The following is a 17,171-nucleotide window of genomic DNA, read 5'->3' as shown; positions in this document are numbered from 1 at the left end:
GGAGAGGGTTGCCGCAGCGGAAGAGGGCGCTCTTCCCCTGACCGGCCAGCATTCGCAAGGACCGCGAACATGCCCCCGAAAATCCGCGACGTGCTGCAACAACTCAAGGACGCAGGCTGGCAGCAAGTTGGCCAGACCGGCAGCCGCCAGTTCAAGCATCCTGTCTACCCCGGCCGCGTGACAGTGGCCGGCAGGCCGAGCGATGATGTGGCTCCCGGCACCGTCAACAGCATCCTGAAACAGGCCGGCCTGAAGAGGTCATCGCCATGCGCTACGCCGTCGTCATCGAGCAAGCGGGTAACAACTACTCCGCGTACGTGCCGGATCTGCCGGGGTGCGTGGCGACCGGCGCGACGACTGCGGAGGTGGAAGGGTTGATCCGCGAAGCGATCGAGCTGCATCTGGCGGGCATGCGCGAGGATGGCGAGGCGATTCCGCTGCCGTCGAGTCAGGTTGAGTATGTGGATGTGGCGGCTTGATCTGGGGGAGAGGGGACTGCTGTGGTGTCTGTCCCGGCATGGTCCGACGCCGTTGCCGCTGTCACGGCCGAGGGTCCGAGGCGATCCGGAACCGCTCCTGCAAGAAGCGGCGACGGACGCAGGCGTTCAATGGATCCGGTAGACCCGCGCCTTCGGCAGGTCTTCGTCCACCTGCAGGAACCAGCGTCCGGCGATGCCGGGCACGACCTTGATCGCTGGCGAGGCCAGCGCGGTGCGCAGGGTCATGTTGCCCTTGAGCACCTTCCACTGCTGGCCATTGTCCAGCACGAACACGCTACCCGGCGCCCAGCCGGCGACGTCGCCCTGCACGCGGGCGCTGATCGGGCCATCGTCCAGGCCGATCAGCATGCCCTGCTCGGCCTGGGAGTCGCCCGCGGCGCGGCCCGCGACCGCAGGCGCCGCCGCGGGCCGCGCCGGAGCCTGCGCCGCTGTGCGCGCATCGGTGGCGCGCAGCAGGCGATTGAGCGTGGCCAGCTGGGCCGGGGTCAGCCCGACCTCGTGCAACTGCTCTGCGCTCAACCGGCGCTCGATCTCCACATACCCCGACTGCGCCAGCGCTGCCGGTGCCGCCAGGGCGCACGCCAGCGCCAGCACTACGTATTTCATCGTTCGATCCTGCCGCGTTTGCGGATGAGAAAGGCCACGCGGCCCGATGGGACCGGCTCCCCGGTTCGCGGAGTGTGGGTCAAGCCGGTGACCGCCGGATGACAGACCACCCCGGGGCGCCCCGGCGTGCACGCCGCCTGCCGCGATTGGGTCTACGATGCGCGGGGTTCGCCGGCGCCGCCCGGCGGGCGCCGCTGGCTGCCTGCGCCGGCGGTGTCTCTTTACCGTTCTGTCTTGAGGTCCCCGATGAAACTAGAGGTGCTGTTCGACCAGCTGCACACCCTGCCGACCATCCCCAAGGTGGCGCAGGAGCTGATCCTGCAATTCGACAATCCCACCACCAGCCTGGACAGCGTGGCCCGCAGCATCCAGCGCGACCCGGTAATCGCGGCCAAGGTGCTGCGCCTGGCCAACTCGGCGCGGTTCCGCGGCGCGCGCGATTCGACCAGCGTCGAGGATGCCGCGCTGCGCCTGGGCTTCAACACCTTGCGCACGCTGGTGCTGGCCTCCTCGATGACCGACGCGTTCCATGCGCCGGCCCATTTCGACCTGCGCGCGTTCTGGCTGCACAGCTTCGAGGTCGCCGGCATCTGCCGGCTGCTGGCCAGGCAGAAGGGCCTGGATGCGGAAACCGCGTTCACCTGCGGAATGATGCACAACATCGGCGAGCTGCTGATCCAGACCGGCGCGCCGGACTATGCGGCGCAGCTGCATCCGGATGCGTCCTCCAGCGGCCGCGCCGCCGAGGAGACCGTGCAACTGGGCTTCGGCTACCCGGAAGTGGGTGCCGAGCTGGCGCGGCGCTGGCATCTGCCGGCGGTGATCCAGACCGCGATCGCCTACCAGGCGCGGCCGCTGCAGGCGCCGGAAGGCCAGCCGATGCCGCGCGTGGTGGCGCAGGCGGCGCTGGTCGCCGATGCGCTGGAGCGTTTCGACGGCGCCACCCCGGAAGCGCGGCAGGCGGTCAGCGGCCCGCTACTGGACGACGTGGACCTGGACGCGCTGTTCGCCGCGCTGCCGGACGTGATCGAGGCCGACCGCGCGTTCACCGAACTGCTGCGCTGAGCGCATTCGCTGCAGATGATGTCGCGCGTGGGAGCGCTTCCTGCTGACCCCAGCTCATCAGGCGCGACGGGTTGTATCGGGAGTGCCCGTCGCGACTGAAGTCGCTCCCACAGTGCACCCGGCCGGTTCGCCGCAAGTCCCTGTGGGAGCGATGCTGGGTGGCCTCGGGCCATCGGTTGCGACGAACGCAGCGGTGTAGTTTCCGGCTTCGGGTGCCGCCGGGGGCCGAAGCCTCTCCCGCCCGATTTCGCCGACGTGGACACCCGCATCGAAAATGCGCTACGCGCCCGCCGCCCCGGCCCGCAGCGCGCCGACCACGCTCGGCCACAGCTCCGACACGGTCGGATGGATCGGCACTGCCCATTGTAGGGTCTCGAACGGCTGCCCGGCGTTGATCAGGTCGAGCACGCCGTGGATGGCCTCGTCGCCGTTGATGCCGAGGATCGCCGCACCGAGGATGCGGTGGGTCTGCGCGTCGGCCACCAGCTTCATGAAGCCGGCGGTCTCGCCGTTCTCGCGCGCACGCCCGACCTGGGTCATCGGCCGCTTGGCGAACAGCAGCGGACGGCCGCTGGCGCGCGCCTGCGCCTCGGTCATGCCGACCCGGCCCAGCGGCGGATCGGTGTACAGCGCGTAGCCGGGCACGCGCTGCGACACCCGGCGCTGGCCGCCGTCGAGCAGGTTGGCGGCGACGATCTCGTAGTCGTTGTAGGCGGTATGGGTGAACGCGCCGCGGCCGTTGCAGTCGCCCAGCGCCCACACCCCGGCGGCGCTGGTCGCCAGTTGCTCGTCCACGGCGATGTAGCCGCGGGCGTCGGTGGCGATGCCGGCCTGCTCCAGGCCCAGGTCGTCGGTATTGGGCTGCCGCCCCATCGCCAGCAGCACATGGCTGGCGACCACGTCCGGCGCGCCTTCATGGCAATCCACCTGCACCACCACGCCCTGCGCATGCGGTGCGAACGCGATGCACTGTGCGTGGGTGCGCACCGCCACGCCCTCGCCTTCCAGCACGCTGCGGATGCAGTCGGACACGTCCTCGTCCTCGCGCGCGAGCAGCCGCGGCTGCTGCTCGACGACCGTCACCTGCGCGCCGAGGCGGCGGAAGATCTGCGCGAATTCCAGGCCGATGTAGCTGCCGCCGATCACCGCCAGGTGCCGCGGCACCTCGCGCAGCTGCAGGATCGAGGTGTTGGTCAGATAGTCGATCCGCTCCACGCCCGGCAGCGCCGGCACGTGCGCCCGCCCGCCGACGTTGAGGAAGATCTTCGGCGCGGTGATGCACTCCTCGCCCACGCGCAGCCGCTGCGGCGCCTCGAAGTGGGCGTGGCCGCGCAACAGGGTCAGTCCGCGCATGCCGCCCAGCCACTGCTCCAGGTTGTCGCGCGCACTGTGCGTGACCGCATGCGCGCGCGCCATCGCCCGCGCGATGTCGATGCCGACCTCCCCCTGCAGCTGCACGCCGTAGTCGGCGGCGCGCCGCGCCAGGTGCGCCACGCGCGCGCTGGCGACCAGGGTCTTGGTCGGCATGCAGCCGGTGTTGACGCAGGTGCCGCCGAGCAGCTGGCGTTCGACCAGCGCCACCTGCATGCCGGCCGCGACCAGGCGCGCGGCCAGCGACGGACCGGCCTGGCCGGCGCCGACCACGATCGCATCGAACGCGCGGCTCATCGCAGCAGCGCCATCGCCAGCACGCCCAGCGCGATCGCCGCCGCGTCCTCGAGCAACGCGGCCGGCAGGTCGCGGCCGAAACGCTGCGCCAGCGCCGCACGTGCCGCGGCACCGCCGAAGGTGCCAAGCACCGCGCCGAGCGCGCCGGCGACCATGGCTGCCACCCACAGCCCGGCGGCCATGCCCAGCGCCGCGCCGCACAGGCCGCCGCTGGCGATGCGCGTGCCGAACTGCAGCGGCACCTTGCGGCTGGGCGTGCCCGGCAACTGGTCGGTGACGAGTTCGCCGATGGCCAGCAGCGAGACGATCCACGGCGTGAAGCGCCAGCCCAGGAACGCCAAAGGCGTGCCGACCAGCGGCAGCACACCCAGGCTGGCGGCCCAGCCGACCACGGCCGGCGCAGTCATCGCGCGCAGGCCAGCGACGATCCCGATCAACAGCGCGACGACGAGCAGGCTCATGACGGCGACTCCGACAGGTGGCGAAGCGAAACCCGGGACTCCCTGGCACGCGGCGCGCTGTACGCCGCGCGGCAGGTGCCTTTGAGTATAGGCAGCGCGGCGCGGCACCCGCCACGCAGGGCAGATTTGCGCACGCGCATGCAATGCGGGGCAGCAGCGCCTGGCTGGCTTCGCACGCCTGGCCGCCTTGGCCGTCTCGTCTGGCTGGGCCGGTTGCGCGACGCCGGCATGCAGAAGAGATGATGCAAGACCCGCGCATGGATCCGGCGCAGAACCCGATGCCGTTCGACGGCAAGCGCATGGTCTACGGCGGCTACGTGCCGCTGCTGGCGCTGACGAAATAGGCGCGGCCGTCATCGCGCAGGCGCGACCGGCACGCCATGCCGGCCGCGCCCACGCCGCGCGGCGGACACCCCGCCGCGCGGCAGGCGCTCAGAACCTGTAGTTGAAGCTCAGCGTCGCATTGCGCCCGGCGGCGTAGTACAGGTTGCTGTATTCGTCGAGCACGAAATACTTGCGATCCAGCAGGTTGCTCGCATTGACCTGCAGCGAGGCCTGCGCAGTGAAGGCGTAGCGCGCCATCGCGCTGAGCAAGGTCACCGAGGCCTGATCCACACGCTGCGGACCGCTGGGTCCGTCCACCGCGGCATGGCTGGCGGACTGCCAGTTGACGCCGCCGCCCACGCTGAGCCGGTTCCAGGCACCGGGCAGCCGGTAGGTGGTGAACAGGCGCACCAGCGTGCGCGGCAGCGCGGTGCGCAGGTCGGCGCCGTCCGCGCCCTCCAGTTCGAAATGCGACCAGCCGAACGCCGCATTCCAGTCTTCGCTCAGCTCGCCCGACGCTTCCAGCTCGAAGCCGCGCGAGCGGGTGCCGTCCACCGCGACGTAGGCCTGGGTCAGGCCATCGGGCAGGGTCTGGCCGACATCGGCCTCGGCCACGTTGTCCTGGCGGGTATCGAACAGCACCAGCGCGGTATTGAGGCGGCCGTCGAGATGGCGGCCCTTGAGGCCGATCTCGCGGCTGCTGCCGAGCACCGGATCGAGGAAGCTGCCGTCGCTGCGGCGATTGTCCTGCGGGTTGAAGATCTCGGTGTAGCTGACGAATGCCGAATACACCGGGGTGATCGCGTAGATCAGCCCGGCGTAGGGCACGGTCTTGCGGTGGTCGTGGCGGAACACGCCGCTGTACAGGTCGTCGGTGGCGTTCTTCCAGCGGCTGTAGCGGGCGCCGGCGACCAGCGTCAACGGCGCGGCCAGCGACAGGCGCACGGCGGCGTACGCGCCCTGCTGGTCGGTGCGGATGTCGGTGGCCTGGTCGGCGTCGGCCGCGAACTGCGGAGACGGATAGTCGCCGTTCCACTGCAGGAAATCGCCGACCGGCGCCAGCGCCTCGGTGGCGTTGACCCACGACCGCTTGGTGTAGCGCGAACCGCTCAGGCCCAGCACCAGCTCGTGCTCGCGGCCCCAGGCCTGGAACGGCCCGGACGCATACACATCGAGCATGTTCTGGCGGCCGCGGTCGCGGCTGCGGTAGGCGGACGGATCCAGCGTTTCGCCGGTGACGCGGTTCGGGAACCCATAGACGTAGAACAGCGCCATGTCGCCTTCAGTGGCGCGATGGCTGGCCATTGCCCGCAGCAGCCAGCCATTGCCGAACGGGTGCTTGAGATCGGCGAAGGCGGTGGCGGTGGTGGTGTTCCAGTAGGTCCAGTCCGCGGCGCTGCTGAAGCCGCGCGGCCACTCCAGGAAGCTGCCATCGTCGTAGAACACCGGGTAGCTGCCCCAGGTCACGCCCTTGGGCCGGTTCTTCTGATAGTCGTAGCCCACGCTCAGCGTGGTGGTGGCGCCGAGGTCGGCATCGACCACGCCGTACAGCACGGTCTTCTTCTTGCTGTAGCGGTCCAGGTAGGAATCGCCCTGTTCGTAGGCGCCGACCAGGCGGCCGCGCACGCTGCCGTCGGCCGCCAGCGGCGCGGCGACATCGGCGCTGCCGCGCAGGGTGTCCCACGACCCCGCGCTCAGCGACGCGTCGGCCTGCAGCGTGCGGCTGTCGGCGCGCTTGCGCACGAAGTTGATCGTCGCCGACGGGCTGCCGGCGCCGCTGAGCAGGCCGCTGGCGCCGCGCAGCACCTCGATGCGCTCGTAGATGGCCGTATCCAGGCTGGCATCGGCGGACCCGGAATTGACCCCCGGTGCGACCGGCACGCCGTCGTAGGCCATGTTCTCGACCAGGAAGCCGCGCGCATAGAACAGCACGCGTTCGCTGTCGTAGGCGTTGGAGGACACCCCGGTGACGTTGTCGAGCACCTCGCGCACCGAGGTCAGGTGCTGATCCTCGATCCGCTGCGCGGTGACGATGCTGACCGACTGCGGCGTCTGCTGCGGGGTCAGCGCCAGGCGCGTCGCCGCCGCGGTTTGTTCGACCGTATAGGAATGCGCGCGTTCGGCCTTGACGTTGATCGCATCCAGCGTGGTCGGATCGTCGGCGGCGTCCGGCTGCGCCGCGGCCGGAAGCGCGATGCACAAGCCGGCCGACAGCACGCTCAAACGCACGGCAGCGGCGCGAAGATGGAAAGCGGACATGGAAAACCCCCTGGATGTAGTGAGACACAGGCAGGCGGCCTATGCGGATTCTCACGACTGGGGCTGGCGCTGGAACACGGCTTGCGCGTCGTCAAGTCTGCAAAGTCTACCCGAGCGCCGCCGCCGGGACGAGGGTGCCGCGCGCCCGCGGCAAGCGCCGCTTGCGACCGACCGATGCCGCCACACCCGCAGCGTGCCCGGTCGGACCGGGCGCATTGCCTGGCGTCGCTGCACGCAACCGCTCAGAGAATCGTGCAGAAGCCGGCGTAGTGATCGACGGAGTAATAGCGCTTGTCGATGATCGACTTCTTGGCGCCGCCAGTGACCAGGAACACCAGCCGATAGGTGCCGGCCGCGCCGCCGGGATCGCGCCGCGCCTTGCCCTCGCAGTAGGTCTGGCCATGGCCGGCCTGGGGCAGGCGCCGCTCGCTATTGCCGAACACCTGCACATCGACGGCGCCAGCGCCGCAGGCGCCGATCGGATTGGGCATCGTGACGCAATAGGCCATGTCGCGCGCGGCCTCGGCGCATAGGTGGGCAGCACGCCGCAGCCCGGCGGGGCTTTCTGCGCCTGCGCAGCCGACAGGGCGAGGACGGCAAGCAGCGTGAATCTGATCGAGGGAGACATGGACGACTCCTTGGGGACGGAGGGATGGAGCGCCGCCGATGCGAACAGCGCGCAGGCCGCGTCTCGGACTATGCGAAGAATGCCTCCAGCCCCCATCGGCGAATACCTGATCTAGCGGTGCGGCCGCCGTGTGCGGTTCAAGCGCGCATGGCGCCAGGCACCGCTGCAGGTGCGGGCATGCCGCCGTGGCGTTGCCGGCAGGTGCCGGGCGCGGCAGCGTCGGCTACCATCGACGGCGCCGGCCGCGCACCGAAGCCGGCGCTCGTCTCTCTGCGCACCCGACCGCCCCCGCCGCCGCTTTCGTTAGCCATGAACCACGCCGCCTCGTCTCGCCTTGCAGCCGGCACTGTCCTCGCCCCCCTGCGCGTGGCCGCCAAGCTCGCCGCATGGGTCCTGATCAGCGTGCCGCTGCTGCCGCTGCAATGGCTGCTGATGCGCTTCACCCGCGGACGCGGCGCCTTCGTGCTGCCGCGGTTGTGGTTCGCCTGCCTGCGCACGTTGATGGGCATCCGCGTCGAGCGCGTCGGCGTCCCGCGCCGCGGCGGCGGCACCCTGTTCGTCGGCAACCACATCTCGCACTTCGACATCGTGGTGCTGGGCAGCCTGCTGCGCGCGCGCTTCATCGCCAAGAACGACATGGAGCGCTGGCCCGGGATGCGCCATCTCGGCGCCCTGGCGCAGACCCTGTTCATCAGCCGCCGCCGGATCGACGCGGCCAACGTGGCGGCGGGCGTCGCCGCGCAGATCCGCCCCGACCACGACGTGGTGCTGTTCGCCGAAGGCACCACCTCCTCCGGCGAGCACGTCGCCGCGTTCAAGTCGAGCCTGTTCTCGCTGTTCCTGGGCGGCGACACCAACGCCCGGCCATGGACGCTGCAGCCGTTCACCCTGGAGCTGCTGTCCGTCGACGGCCGGCCCCTGGCGCACGGCGGCGAGCGCGACGCCTATGCGTTCTACGGCGCGATGCAGGCCGGCGCCCACGCCATGCGCTTTCTGGGCATGTCCGGCGCCGTGTTGCGGGTGACCTTCCACGCGCCGATCGCGATCGCGCCCGGCACGCAGCGCAAGGCGCTGGCGCAACAGGTGCATGCGGTCGTGGCCGCCGTGCTCGCTGCCCCCCAGGGCGCCGGATCGGCGTAGGCGCGATTCGGCCAGGCCTGCGCGCGCCGTTTCGTATCATGCAGATGGCATTGGGATTTTCTAGCCTGTCTCCACCGCAGGTGGCCGGCGCCGCCAAGGAATCTCGCCATCGACCTCCTGTTGCGAAGCGTATGTTGAGGTCCATGGCGGTGCAACTGATGATGCGGGCCCACGCGGCATGCAGCGGCGTGCAAGAAGGAGCGTTTGCCGGTCTCGCGTGCGGCGCTGTATGAGAAGGTCAGCCGGACCGAGCCGGAGGTCATGCGCGCGTTGCTCCGAAGAGGTTGCTGGCCGAGCAGCGCATGCACGTGGCGCGCAGTTACGGCGCGTCCAGCCAGGCAAGCCGAACCAAAACGCTTATGCCGAATCGTTCGACGGCCGGCGGCGAGACGAAGGATCCGACCGCAACGCCGCCGGCTCGCCGCGATCCAGCTGCCGGTAGCCGATCGCTTCGGTCAGGTGTGCGGTGGCGATCGCGTCGCTGCCGTCCAGGTCGGCGATGGTGCGCGCCACGCGCAGGATGCGGTGCAAGGAGCGCGCCGACAGCCGCAGGTGGTCGATGGCGCGTTCCAGCAGCGCTTCGTCGCGTGGGTGCAGGCGGCAGTCGCGCAAGGTCTGGCTGTGGCCGAGCTGGCCGTTGGGGCAGCCGGCGCGCGCCAGCTGGCGTTGCCGTGCCTGCTCCACCCGCGCGCGCACCGCGGCGCTGCTCTCGCCGGGCGCGGCATCGGCGCGCAGCGCCTGCGGCGGCAGCCGCGGCACGTCCACATGCAGGTCGATGCGATCCAGCAAGGGGCCGGAGATGCGCGCGCGATAGCGGCGGATGCCGTCGTCGCCGCAGCGGCAGCGGCCGCTGGCATCGCCGGCCCAGCCGCAGGGGCAGGGATTCATCGCCGCGACCAACTGGAAGCGGGCCGGGAAATCGACACTGCGTGCGGCGCGCGACACGGTGACCTGGCCCGATTCCAGCGGCTCGCGCAGCACCTCCAGCGCATGCCGGTTCCACTCCGGCAGTTCGTCCAGGAACAGCACGCCGCGATGCGCCAGCGAGATTTCGCCCGGGCGTGGATGGGTGCCGCCGCCGACCAGCGACACCGCGCTGGCGGTGTGGTGCGGGGATCGGTAGGGGCGTTGTCGCCAGCGCGCCGGGTCCAGGCCGCGGCCGCTGACCGAGGCGATCGCCGCCGCTTCCAGCGCCTCCGCCTCGCTGGCCTCGGGCAGGATCCCGGGCAGGCGCGAGGCCAGCAGGGTCTTGCCGCAGCCCGGGCTGCCGATCAACAACAGGTGGTGATGACCGGCCGCCGCGATCTCCAGCGCACGCCGCGCCTGCGCCTGCCCGCGCACGTCGCTCAGGTCGGGAAACGGCGTGGGCGCGGCCGGCAGGGCTTCGGCGGCGGGCAAGGTCTTGGTGCCGTTCAACAGCGCGCAGACTTCGAGCAGGGTGCGCGCGGTGAACGCCTGCACGTGCTGCGCCAGCGCCGCTTCGGGACCGTTGCCGGCCGGCACGATCAGCGTGCGCCCGGCTTGGGCGGCGGCCAGCGCCGCCGGCAGCACCCCGTCCACGGCACGCAGCTCGCCGGTCAAGGCCAGCTCGCCGAGGAATTCGTAGTTGCCCAGCGCCTGCGGGTCGAGTTGCCCGGCGGCGGCGAGGATGCCCAGCGCGATCGGCAGGTCGAAGCGGCCGCCTTCCTTGGGCAGGTCGGCCGGAGCCAGGTTGACGGTGATGCGCCGCGCCGGGAACTCGTATTGCGCGCACAGGATGGCGGCGCGCACGCGATCGCGCGATTCGCGCACCGCGGCCTCGGGCAGGCCGACGATCTGCGTCGCCGGCAGTCCGCCGGACAGATGGACCTCGACCCGAACCGGAGGCGCAAGCACCCCCGCGCGGGCACGGCTGTGCACCAGCGCCAGGCTCATGGTGGCGGGTGGATCAGGCTTGCGCGGACGGCGCGTCGCCGCTGCGCGCGGCTTCCAGCGCGGCGACGCTGCGTTCCAGCGCTTCCAGCTTCTCGCGGGTGCGCAGCAGTACCGCGCGCTGCACGTCGAACTCTTCGCGGGTGACCAGGTCGAGCTTGCCCAGTCCGGCCTGCAGCGCGCTCTTGAAGGTGCTCTGCAGTTCGTCGCGGGATTCGCGCAGGCCTGGCGGCATCAGGTCGCTGAGGCGGCGGGCGAGGTCGTCGAGGTGGTTGAGGTCGATCATGGCGATGCTCCGGCAGGTGACGCCAGACTGCGGCACCCTGCGATTCGGGGCCATCGGGATCGGGCGCGGCGCGCTGTCGGAAAATTCCGGCGATGGGGCGCGCGGCCATTTGAACCCGGCGGCCGGGCATCGCGCAACCGCGCTATCCTGAGGCCATTGCGATTGGAGAAAGCCGCATGAAGATGATCATGGCCGTGATCAAGCCGTTCAAGCTCGACGATGTGCGCGAAGCGCTCGCCGCGCAGGGCGTGGCCGGCATCACCGTCACCGAGGTCAAGGGTTTCGGCCGCCAGAAGGGCCACACCGAGCTGTACCGCGGCGCCGAGTACGTGGTCGATTTCCTGCCCAAGGTGAAGCTGGAAGTGGCGGTCACCGAAGACCAGGTCGAACGCGTGCTCGAGGCGATCGTCAAGGCCGCCGGTACCGGCAAGATCGGCGACGGCAAGGTGTTCGTCTACGACCTGGGCACGGTGGTGCGGATCCGCACCGGCGAACTGGATGCGGACGCGCTGTAGGGCACGCGCCGCGCTGCGCGGCGGCCTCGGCGCCGGTGCTGGCCGGCTGCGGCGGCGGACGCGCTGACGCGCTCCCACCCCTGGCTCACTCGCCCAGCGCCTCGGCCACGAACGGCGGCAGCAGCTGGGTGCCGGTGTGCAGGTGCGCGCTGTAGTAGCGGGTGGCGAACGGCTTGGCCGCCGCGTCGGCCTGGCGGAAATCGAAGCCGCCGTGCTTGCGCGCCAGGGTCACGCTCCACCAGCCGGTCGGGTAGCACGGCTGCGGGAACGGCACGGTGTGGAAGCTGGCGAAGCCGGCCTTGCCCATCTCGGCGCGCATTTCCTTGATCAGGTCCAGCAGCGCCAGCGGCGATTCGGACTGCTGCACCAGGATCCCGTCGTCCTTCAGCGCCTTGCAGCAGCTGGCGTAGAACGCCTTGTTGAACAGGCCTTCGGCCGGGCCGACCGGATCGGTGGAATCGACGATGACGATGTCCACGCTGCCGGCCGGGCAGTTGGCCATGTAGGCGATGCCGTCGTCGAACAGCAGCTCGGCGCGCGGATCGGCGTTGGAGTCGCACAGTTCCGGGAAGTACTTCTCGGCCATGCGCGTGACCTGCTCGTCGATGTCGCACTGGGTGGCGCGCTCCACGCCCGGGTGCTTGAGCACCTCGCGCAGGGTGCCGCAGTCGCCGCCGCCGATGATCACCACGCGCTTGGGCGCGGCGTGGGTGAACAGCGCCGGATGGCTGATCATCTCGTGGTAGAAGAAGTTGTCGCGCGTGGTCAGCATCACCGCGCCATCGATCACCATCAGCTTGCCCCAGTCGGTGGTGTCGTAGATCTCGATCTTCTGGAACGGCGACTGCACCTCGTCCAGCTTGCCGGTGATGCGATAGCCGATGGCCGAGCCGGTGGGCTGGAAGTGTTCGATGTACCAGTTGTCGTTGGCGCTCATGCAGGAGATTCCTAGGAAAGCAAGAAAGAAGACGGACTCATCCTTCTCCCGGCGGGAGAAGGTGGCGCGAAGCGCCGGATGAGGGTGGGGCGCAGCCTCGTGCAGTCAGACCGCACGTTGCCAGACCCAAATCCTTCGCCGGATGAGGGTAGGGCGCAGCCTCGTGCAAGCAAATCAAGCGACGCCAGGCCCAAGGCCGGCGCGGATTGTAACGGAGCCCACGCGTAGCAGGCGTTACAATCCACGCCCTTTTCCCCGCCGAGCCGCCACGATGAGCGACTGGTCCCTCGACCAAGCCCGCAAGACCTATTCGATCCCGCATTGGGCCGATGGGTATTTCGACGTGGATGCGGCCGGCCGGGTGGTCGTCCGCCCGCAGGGCGCCGACGGCGTGGCGATCGTGCTGCCCGAGGTGGTGGATGCCGCGCGCGCGGCCGGCGCCAAGCTGCCGATGCTGGTGCGCTTCCCGGACATCCTCGGCGAGCGCCTGGGCAAGCTGCAGGCCGCCTTCGCCCAGGCCCAGGCCGACTGGGACTACGCCGGCGGCTACACCGCGGTGTACCCGATCAAGGTCAACCAGCACCGCGGCGTGGCCGGTACGCTGGCCGCGCACCACGGCGAGGGCTTCGGCCTGGAGGCGGGCAGCAAGCCGGAACTGATGGCGGTGCTGGCGTTGTCGCGGCCGGGCGGGCTGATCGTGTGCAACGGCTACAAGGACCGCGAATACATCCGCCTGGCGCTGATCGGGCGCAAGCTGGGGCTGCAGACCTTCATCGTCATCGAGAAGCCCTCGGAGCTGAAGCTGGTGCTGGAGGAGGCGCGCGCGCTGGACGTCAAGCCGGGCCTGGGCGTGCGCATGCGCCTGGCCTCGCTGGGCGCGGGCAAGTGGCAGAACAGCGGCGGCGACAAGGCCAAGTTCGGGCTGTCGCCGCGGCAGGTGCTGGACCTGTGGAAGACGCTGCGTGACACCGAGTACGCCGAGTTGCTGAACCTGCTGCACTTCCACATGGGCTCGCAGATCTCCAACGTGCGCGACATCGCCAACGGCATGCGCGAGGCCACCCGCTACTTCGTCGAGCTGTCCAAGCTGGGCGCGAAGATCAGCCACGTCGATGTCGGCGGCGGCCTGGGCATCGACTACGAAGGCACCCGTTCGCGCAGCTACTGCTCGATCAACTATGGCCTGCATGCCTACGCCAGCAACATCGTGCAGCCACTGGCCGAGGCCTGCGAGCAGTACGGGCTGGCGCCGCCGCGGATCGTCACCGAATGCGGCCGCGCGATGACCGCGCACCATGCGGTACTGATCGCCAACGTCTCGGAAGTGGAGCAGGCGCCGGAAGGGCGCGTGCCCGACGCGCATGCCGACGAGCCGGCGGCGATCCGCCATCTGCGCGAGATCCACGACGAACTGGACGTGCGCCCGGCAGTGGAGCTGTTCCAGGAAGCGCAGCATTTCCATGCCGAAGGCCTGTCCAGCTACGCGCTGGGCCAGATCGACCTGCCGCAGCGCGCGCGCATCGACGACCTGTTCTACGCCATCGCGCACGGCGTGCGTGCGCGCCTGAGCCATGAGGAAAAGAGCCACCGCCCGGTGCTGGACGAACTCAACGAGCGGCTGGTGGACAAGTACTTCGTCAACTTCAGCGTGTTCGAATCGATCCCCGACGTGTGGGCGATCGACCAGGTGTTCCCGATCGTGCCGATCGAGCGCCTGAACGAGGCGCCGCTGCGGCGCGGGGTGATCTGCGACATGACCTGCGACTCCGACGGCATGGTCAAGACCTACGTCGAGAACGAAAGCCTGGACAGCTCGCTGCCGCTGCACGAACTGCGCCCGGGCGAGAGCTACCGGATCGGCTTCTTCCTGGTCGGTGCCTACCAGGAGATCCTCGGCGACATCCACAACCTGTTCGGCGACACCGACGCGATCGAAGTCAGCGCCGATGGCGACGGCTACCGCATCGCCCAGCAGCGCCGCGGCGACACCACCGACGTGATGCTGGATTACGTGGGCTACGCACTGGCCGACCTGCGCGCGGCCTACGCCGAGCGCGTGGCCGCCGCGCAACTGCCGGCGGAGCAGGCGCAGGCCTTGTCGGCGGCGCTGGAGGCGGGGCTGACCGGCTACACCTATCTGTCGGACGAACCGCTGGGCTGAATCCCGCATGCGCTCCCTCGCCAGTGGGCGAGGAGCGCGCCCCCCGGTTACGTGTCGCGCGGCGTTGTCGAACGCATGCAGGAAGGTATCGAGCGCGACCCTTGCTCCAGCGCATTCCGCGCAGACGCGACGCTCCTTGTCTTCATCGCGGCGCCTCTCGCGTTCGCCGCCGCGGATGGACGCGCGCTGGCACCGGCCCATAAACTGAGCGCCCCTGCCATCACTCCCCGATGCGATGCGCTACCCCGGACTGGACCTGCTGCGCGCGCTGGCGATCGTGTGGGTGATGCTGTTCCACTCGTTCGTGGTCGGCGGCCTGGGGCCGGACTGGGCCTGGTTGTCGCGCTATGGCTGGATGGGTGTGGACCTGTTCTTCGTGCTCAGCGGCTTCCTGATCGGCGGCCAGGTGCTGGCGCCACTGGCGCGCGGCGCGCCGCTGCGTTACGGCGATTTCTACCTGCGCCGCGCGTTCCGCATCCTGCCGGCCTTCGCCGTGGTGCTGGCGCTGTACCTGGCCTGGCCCGGTTTCCGCGAAGCGCCAGGCATCGCGCCGTGGTGGATGTTCGCCAGCTTCACCTTGAACCTGGGCATCGACTACGCCAACCAGCAGGCGTTCTCGCATGCCTGGTCGCTGTGCGTGGAGGAGCATTTCTACCTGGTGTTTCCGCTGCTGGCGGCGCTGGCGATGCGGCGGCCGTCGGCGCCGCGTTTCGTTGCGCTATGCAGCGCCGTGGTGCTGGCCGGGATCGCGCTGCGCACGGCGACCTGGCTGCACGACAGCGCGCTGGACCGCATCGGTGCCGGACTGCAACGCAACTGGTTCATCGAGGACATCTACTACCCGACCTGGAACCGGCTCGACGGCTTGCTGGCCGGGGTGGTGCTGGCCACGCTCAAGGTGTTCCGGCCGCAGCGCTGGCAGTGGCTGCAGGCGCATGCCAATGCGCTGCTGCTGGCCGGGTTGGCGGTGTGTGCGCTGGCGCTGTGGCTGTTCCGCGAGCGCACCGGCCTGCTCGGCAATGCGATCGGCTGGCCGCTGCTGTCGCTGGGGCTGGCGCTGCTGGTCTGCGCCGGCGCCTCGCTGCACGGTGTGCTGGGCCGGCGCCGGGTTCCGGGGGCGGCCTGGTTGGCGGCGATCTCGTACAGCCTGTACCTGACCCACAAGGCCATGTTCCATCTCACCCAGAGTTGGTTCGGCGCCGCGCTCGATGGACGCGGGCTGCTCGCGTTCGGAATCTATGCGGGCATGGCGCTGTTGGCCGCCGCGTTGCTGCACTACGCGGTGGAACGGCCGTTTCTGCAGCTGCGCGAGCGCCGGCGGCGCAAGCCGGCCGAGGTGCCGGTGGCGGCATAGGCCGCGGCTGCCGGGGCGCATTGGTTCGGGCGAAGCTGCGGCGAGCGGCGTGCGTGCGCGGCGGTCTTACCCTGGATCGGCGTGCGCCCTGCGCGCTTCGTGCAGGCGCTGTGGCAACGGCGTTGCGCCGTTCCAGCCGGTTGGCTCCGGCGGCGGCGCAATCGTCGCGCTATCCGCTGCGGCCGCGCTCGAAGCGCTCGGCGAGCGCGAGGCCGAGCGGGCGCGGGACGATCTTGCCGCAGGGGCGCTCGCCGCGGTGAGCGCCTACGAGCCGCACGGCTGGAATCTGCTGCGCCTGCGGCTTTGGCGCGAGCTGTCACCGCCGCCCGACATCGGCCAGGCCTATGCCGTGGGCCACGTGTCCGCGCCGGCAAGGGATCGCTGAAGCACCGGGATCCCGACGTTGCCCTTTTGCTTTTACCATTCCCGATTCCCCACTCCCCATTCCCGGCCTCCCCCAATGCCCCAGACCGCTCTGATCACCGGCGCCACCTCCGGTTTCGGCGCCGCCGCCGTGCGCCGCTTCGTCAACGCCGGCTGGCGCGTGATCGCCACCGGCCGCCGCGCCGAGCGCCTGCAGCCGCTGCTGGCCGAGTTCGGCGCCGAGCGCGTGCACGTGGCGGCGTTCGACATCCGCGATGCGGCCGCACTCGATGCGCTGCTGGCCGCGCTGCCGGAGGCGTTCCGTGGCATCGACCTGCTGGTCAACAACGCCGGCCTGGCGCAGGGCACCGCGCCGGCGCAGACGGCGCTACTGGACGACTGGCGCACCATGATCGACACCAACGTCACCGCGCTGGTGACCCTGACCCACCGCCTGCTGCCCACGCTGATCCAGCGCCGCGGCGCGATCATCAACATCAGTTCGGTGGCCGCGCTGTACCCGTATCCGGGCGGCAATGCCTACGGCGGCACCAAGGCCTTCGTCAGCCAGTTCTCGCTGGGCCTGCGCTCGGACCTGCACGGCACCGGCGTGCGCGTGACCGCGATCGAGCCGGGCATGGCCGAGACCGAGTTCACCCTGGTCCGCACCCACGGCGATCAGGGCGCGTCGGACAAGCTCTATCACGGCGCGCAGCCAATGAGCGCCGAGGACATCGCCGAGCAGATCTTCTGGGTCGCCACGCTGCCGCCGCACCTGAACATCAATCGGCTGGAAATCATGCCGGTGACGCAGTCCTTCGCCGGCTTCCAGGTTGCGAGGGACCGGGAATAGGGAGTGGGGAATCGGGAATAGGAAAAGCGAAAGCGAAAGCAGGCATCGATGCGTTGCGCCTGCTGAGGGTTATCGCAGTCAGGCTGCCATCAGCCTCGCGCGCGTCACCGGCGAGGCAATTCAACGACTGGCGTACGCCG

The 17,171-nt window shown here is 70.2% G+C and carries 16 protein-coding genes and 3 pseudogenes; 11 read left to right on the top strand and 8 right to left on the bottom strand.

Annotated elements, in window-relative coordinates; all coding sequences use genetic code 11:
* Nucleotides 1-69 precede the first annotated feature (69 nt).
* A pseudogene (locus FZ025_RS22880) lies at nucleotides 70-192 on the top strand (type II toxin-antitoxin system HicA family toxin); the annotation flags it as partial.
* A 74-nt stretch (nucleotides 193-266) separates the two neighbouring features.
* Nucleotides 267-479: a type II toxin-antitoxin system HicB family antitoxin gene (locus FZ025_RS22310; RefSeq protein WP_046977302.1), complete on the top strand. Its 213-nt coding sequence runs from the start codon at nucleotides 267-269 to the stop codon at nucleotides 477-479.
* Between the two features lie 126 nt (nucleotides 480-605).
* On the opposite strand, the gene FZ025_RS08285 is transcribed toward FZ025_RS22310, so the two are convergent.
* A complete protein-coding gene (locus tag FZ025_RS08285; protein ID WP_046977303.1) occupies nucleotides 606-1,106 on the bottom strand; it encodes a hypothetical protein in 501 nt (166 codons plus the stop codon).
* Nucleotides 1,107-1,352: 246 nt separating this feature from the next.
* On the opposite strand from FZ025_RS08285, the gene FZ025_RS08280 reads away from it, so the two are divergent.
* Complete coding sequence (locus tag FZ025_RS08280) at nucleotides 1,353-2,171, top strand: HDOD domain-containing protein (protein ID WP_046977304.1); 819 nt, start codon at nucleotides 1,353-1,355, stop codon at nucleotides 2,169-2,171.
* A gap of 279 nt (nucleotides 2,172-2,450) precedes the next feature.
* Here the strand turns inward: FZ025_RS08280 and FZ025_RS08275 are convergent, their stop codons facing one another.
* A complete protein-coding gene (locus FZ025_RS08275; RefSeq protein WP_046977305.1) occupies nucleotides 2,451-3,839 on the bottom strand; it encodes an FAD-containing oxidoreductase in 1,389 nt (462 codons plus the stop codon).
* Nucleotides 3,836-4,300 carry a membrane protein gene (locus tag FZ025_RS08270; protein WP_046977306.1) on the bottom strand — a complete coding sequence of 155 codons (465 nt, stop codon included), beginning with the start codon at nucleotides 4,298-4,300 and terminating at the stop codon, nucleotides 3,836-3,838. Before FZ025_RS08270 ends, FZ025_RS08275 begins: the two co-directional genes overlap by 4 nt.
* A 239-nt stretch (nucleotides 4,301-4,539) precedes the next feature.
* Between FZ025_RS08270 and FZ025_RS08265 the strand changes: the two are divergent.
* Nucleotides 4,540-4,644 (top strand): annotated as a pseudogene (locus FZ025_RS08265) (DUF1428 domain-containing protein); the annotation flags it as partial.
* Nucleotides 4,645-4,732: 88 nt separating this feature from the next.
* Here the strand turns inward: FZ025_RS08265 and FZ025_RS08260 are convergent.
* The gene (locus FZ025_RS08260) at nucleotides 4,733-6,883 is read right to left on the bottom strand and encodes a TonB-dependent siderophore receptor (RefSeq protein WP_046977307.1); all 2,151 of its coding nucleotides are present in this window, start codon (nucleotides 6,881-6,883) and stop codon (nucleotides 4,733-4,735) included.
* A 242-nt stretch (nucleotides 6,884-7,125) separates the two neighbouring features.
* Nucleotides 7,126-7,374 (bottom strand): ribonuclease domain-containing protein, encoded by a 249-nt coding sequence (locus FZ025_RS22305; protein WP_244292493.1) that lies wholly within the window; start codon nucleotides 7,372-7,374, stop codon nucleotides 7,126-7,128.
* 446 nt (nucleotides 7,375-7,820) lie between these two features.
* Here FZ025_RS22305 and FZ025_RS08250 point away from each other — a divergent pair, with 446 nt between their 5' ends.
* Nucleotides 7,821-8,651 carry a lysophospholipid acyltransferase family protein gene (locus FZ025_RS08250; protein WP_046977324.1) on the top strand — a complete coding sequence of 277 codons (831 nt, stop codon included), beginning with the start codon at nucleotides 7,821-7,823 and terminating at the stop codon, nucleotides 8,649-8,651.
* A gap of 298 nt (nucleotides 8,652-8,949) precedes the next feature.
* A pseudogene (locus FZ025_RS08245) lies at nucleotides 8,950-9,045 on the top strand (integrase core domain-containing protein); the annotation flags it as partial.
* Here the strand turns inward: FZ025_RS08245 and FZ025_RS08240 are convergent.
* Complete coding sequence (locus FZ025_RS08240; RefSeq protein ID WP_046977308.1) at nucleotides 9,009-10,565, bottom strand: YifB family Mg chelatase-like AAA ATPase; 1,557 nt, start codon at nucleotides 10,563-10,565, stop codon at nucleotides 9,009-9,011. The pseudogene FZ025_RS08245 and the gene FZ025_RS08240 overlap by 37 nt on opposite strands.
* Nucleotides 10,566-10,578: 13 nt before the next feature.
* Nucleotides 10,579-10,848, bottom strand: coding sequence for a ubiquinone biosynthesis accessory factor UbiK (gene ubiK / locus FZ025_RS08235; RefSeq protein WP_046977309.1), 270 nt, complete (start codon nucleotides 10,846-10,848; stop codon nucleotides 10,579-10,581).
* A gap of 176 nt (nucleotides 10,849-11,024) precedes the next feature.
* Here ubiK and FZ025_RS08230 point away from each other — a divergent pair, with 176 nt between their 5' ends.
* A complete protein-coding gene (locus tag FZ025_RS08230; protein ID WP_003480503.1) occupies nucleotides 11,025-11,363 on the top strand; it encodes a P-II family nitrogen regulator in 339 nt (112 codons plus the stop codon).
* An 85-nt stretch (nucleotides 11,364-11,448) separates the two neighbouring features.
* Here FZ025_RS08230 and speE read toward each other — a convergent pair whose 3' ends face one another.
* On the bottom strand, nucleotides 11,449-12,300 hold the full coding sequence (gene speE, locus FZ025_RS08225; protein ID WP_046977310.1) for a polyamine aminopropyltransferase: 852 nt from the start codon (nucleotides 12,298-12,300) through the stop codon (nucleotides 11,449-11,451).
* A 271-nt stretch (nucleotides 12,301-12,571) separates the two neighbouring features.
* On the opposite strand from speE, the gene speA reads away from it, so the two are divergent.
* From speA to FZ025_RS08205, 4 genes are all read left to right on the top strand, one after another.
* Nucleotides 12,572-14,461, top strand: a complete 1,890-nt coding sequence (speA, locus tag FZ025_RS08220) for an arginine decarboxylase (protein WP_046977311.1) — start codon at nucleotides 12,572-12,574, stop codon at nucleotides 14,459-14,461.
* A 235-nt stretch (nucleotides 14,462-14,696) separates the two neighbouring features.
* Nucleotides 14,697-15,815 carry an acyltransferase family protein gene (locus FZ025_RS08215; protein ID WP_046977312.1) on the top strand — a complete coding sequence of 373 codons (1,119 nt, stop codon included), beginning with the start codon at nucleotides 14,697-14,699 and terminating at the stop codon, nucleotides 15,813-15,815.
* Between the two features lie 49 nt (nucleotides 15,816-15,864).
* Entirely contained in the window at nucleotides 15,865-16,200 is a 336-nt protein-coding gene (locus FZ025_RS08210; RefSeq protein WP_244292491.1) for a DUF4865 family protein, read from the top strand.
* A 75-nt stretch (nucleotides 16,201-16,275) separates the two neighbouring features.
* A complete protein-coding gene (locus tag FZ025_RS08205) occupies nucleotides 16,276-17,031 on the top strand; it encodes an SDR family NAD(P)-dependent oxidoreductase (protein ID WP_046977313.1) in 756 nt (251 codons plus the stop codon).
* The last annotated feature ends 140 nt before the right edge of the window (nucleotides 17,032-17,171 follow it).

The sequence above is a fragment of the Xanthomonas hyacinthi genome (genome assembly GCF_009769165.1).
GTDB lineage: Bacteria > Pseudomonadota > Gammaproteobacteria > Xanthomonadales > Xanthomonadaceae > Xanthomonas_A > Xanthomonas_A hyacinthi.
The sequence above is the reverse complement of the archived record's forward strand: the minus strand, read 5'-3'. Positions and strand labels throughout refer to the sequence as shown.

Bases quoted from the DNA above. Each gene is read 5' to 3' on its own strand.
- ubiK (WP_046977309.1), bottom strand. From the start codon at position 10,848: ATGATCGACCTCAACCACCTCGACGACCTCGCCCGCCGCCTCAGCGAC.
- FZ025_RS08230 (WP_003480503.1), top strand. From the start codon at position 11,025: ATGAAGATGATCATGGCCGTGATCAAGCCGTTCAAGCTCGACGATGTG.
- FZ025_RS08280 (WP_046977304.1), top strand. From the start codon at position 1,353: ATGAAACTAGAGGTGCTGTTCGACCAGCTGCACACCCTGCCGACCATC.
- FZ025_RS08215 (WP_046977312.1), top strand. From the start codon at position 14,697: ATGCGCTACCCCGGACTGGACCTGCTGCGCGCGCTGGCGATCGTGTGG.
- FZ025_RS08270 (WP_046977306.1), bottom strand. From the start codon at position 4,300: ATGAGCCTGCTCGTCGTCGCGCTGTTGATCGGGATCGTCGCTGGCCTG.
- FZ025_RS08260 (WP_046977307.1), bottom strand. From the start codon at position 6,883: ATGTCCGCTTTCCATCTTCGCGCCGCTGCCGTGCGTTTGAGCGTGCTG.
- FZ025_RS08205 (WP_046977313.1), top strand. From the start codon at position 16,276: ATGCCCCAGACCGCTCTGATCACCGGCGCCACCTCCGGTTTCGGCGCC.
- FZ025_RS08275 (WP_046977305.1), bottom strand. From the start codon at position 3,839: ATGAGCCGCGCGTTCGATGCGATCGTGGTCGGCGCCGGCCAGGCCGGT.
- FZ025_RS22310 (WP_046977302.1), top strand. From the start codon at position 267: ATGCGCTACGCCGTCGTCATCGAGCAAGCGGGTAACAACTACTCCGCG.
- FZ025_RS08250 (WP_046977324.1), top strand. From the start codon at position 7,821: ATGAACCACGCCGCCTCGTCTCGCCTTGCAGCCGGCACTGTCCTCGCC.
- FZ025_RS22305 (WP_244292493.1), bottom strand. From the start codon at position 7,374: ATGCCCAATCCGATCGGCGCCTGCGGCGCTGGCGCCGTCGATGTGCAG.
- FZ025_RS08285 (WP_046977303.1), bottom strand. From the start codon at position 1,106: ATGAAATACGTAGTGCTGGCGCTGGCGTGCGCCCTGGCGGCACCGGCA.
- speA (WP_046977311.1), top strand. From the start codon at position 12,572: ATGAGCGACTGGTCCCTCGACCAAGCCCGCAAGACCTATTCGATCCCG.
- FZ025_RS08240 (WP_046977308.1), bottom strand. From the start codon at position 10,565: ATGAGCCTGGCGCTGGTGCACAGCCGTGCCCGCGCGGGGGTGCTTGCG.
- speE (WP_046977310.1), bottom strand. From the start codon at position 12,300: ATGAGCGCCAACGACAACTGGTACATCGAACACTTCCAGCCCACCGGC.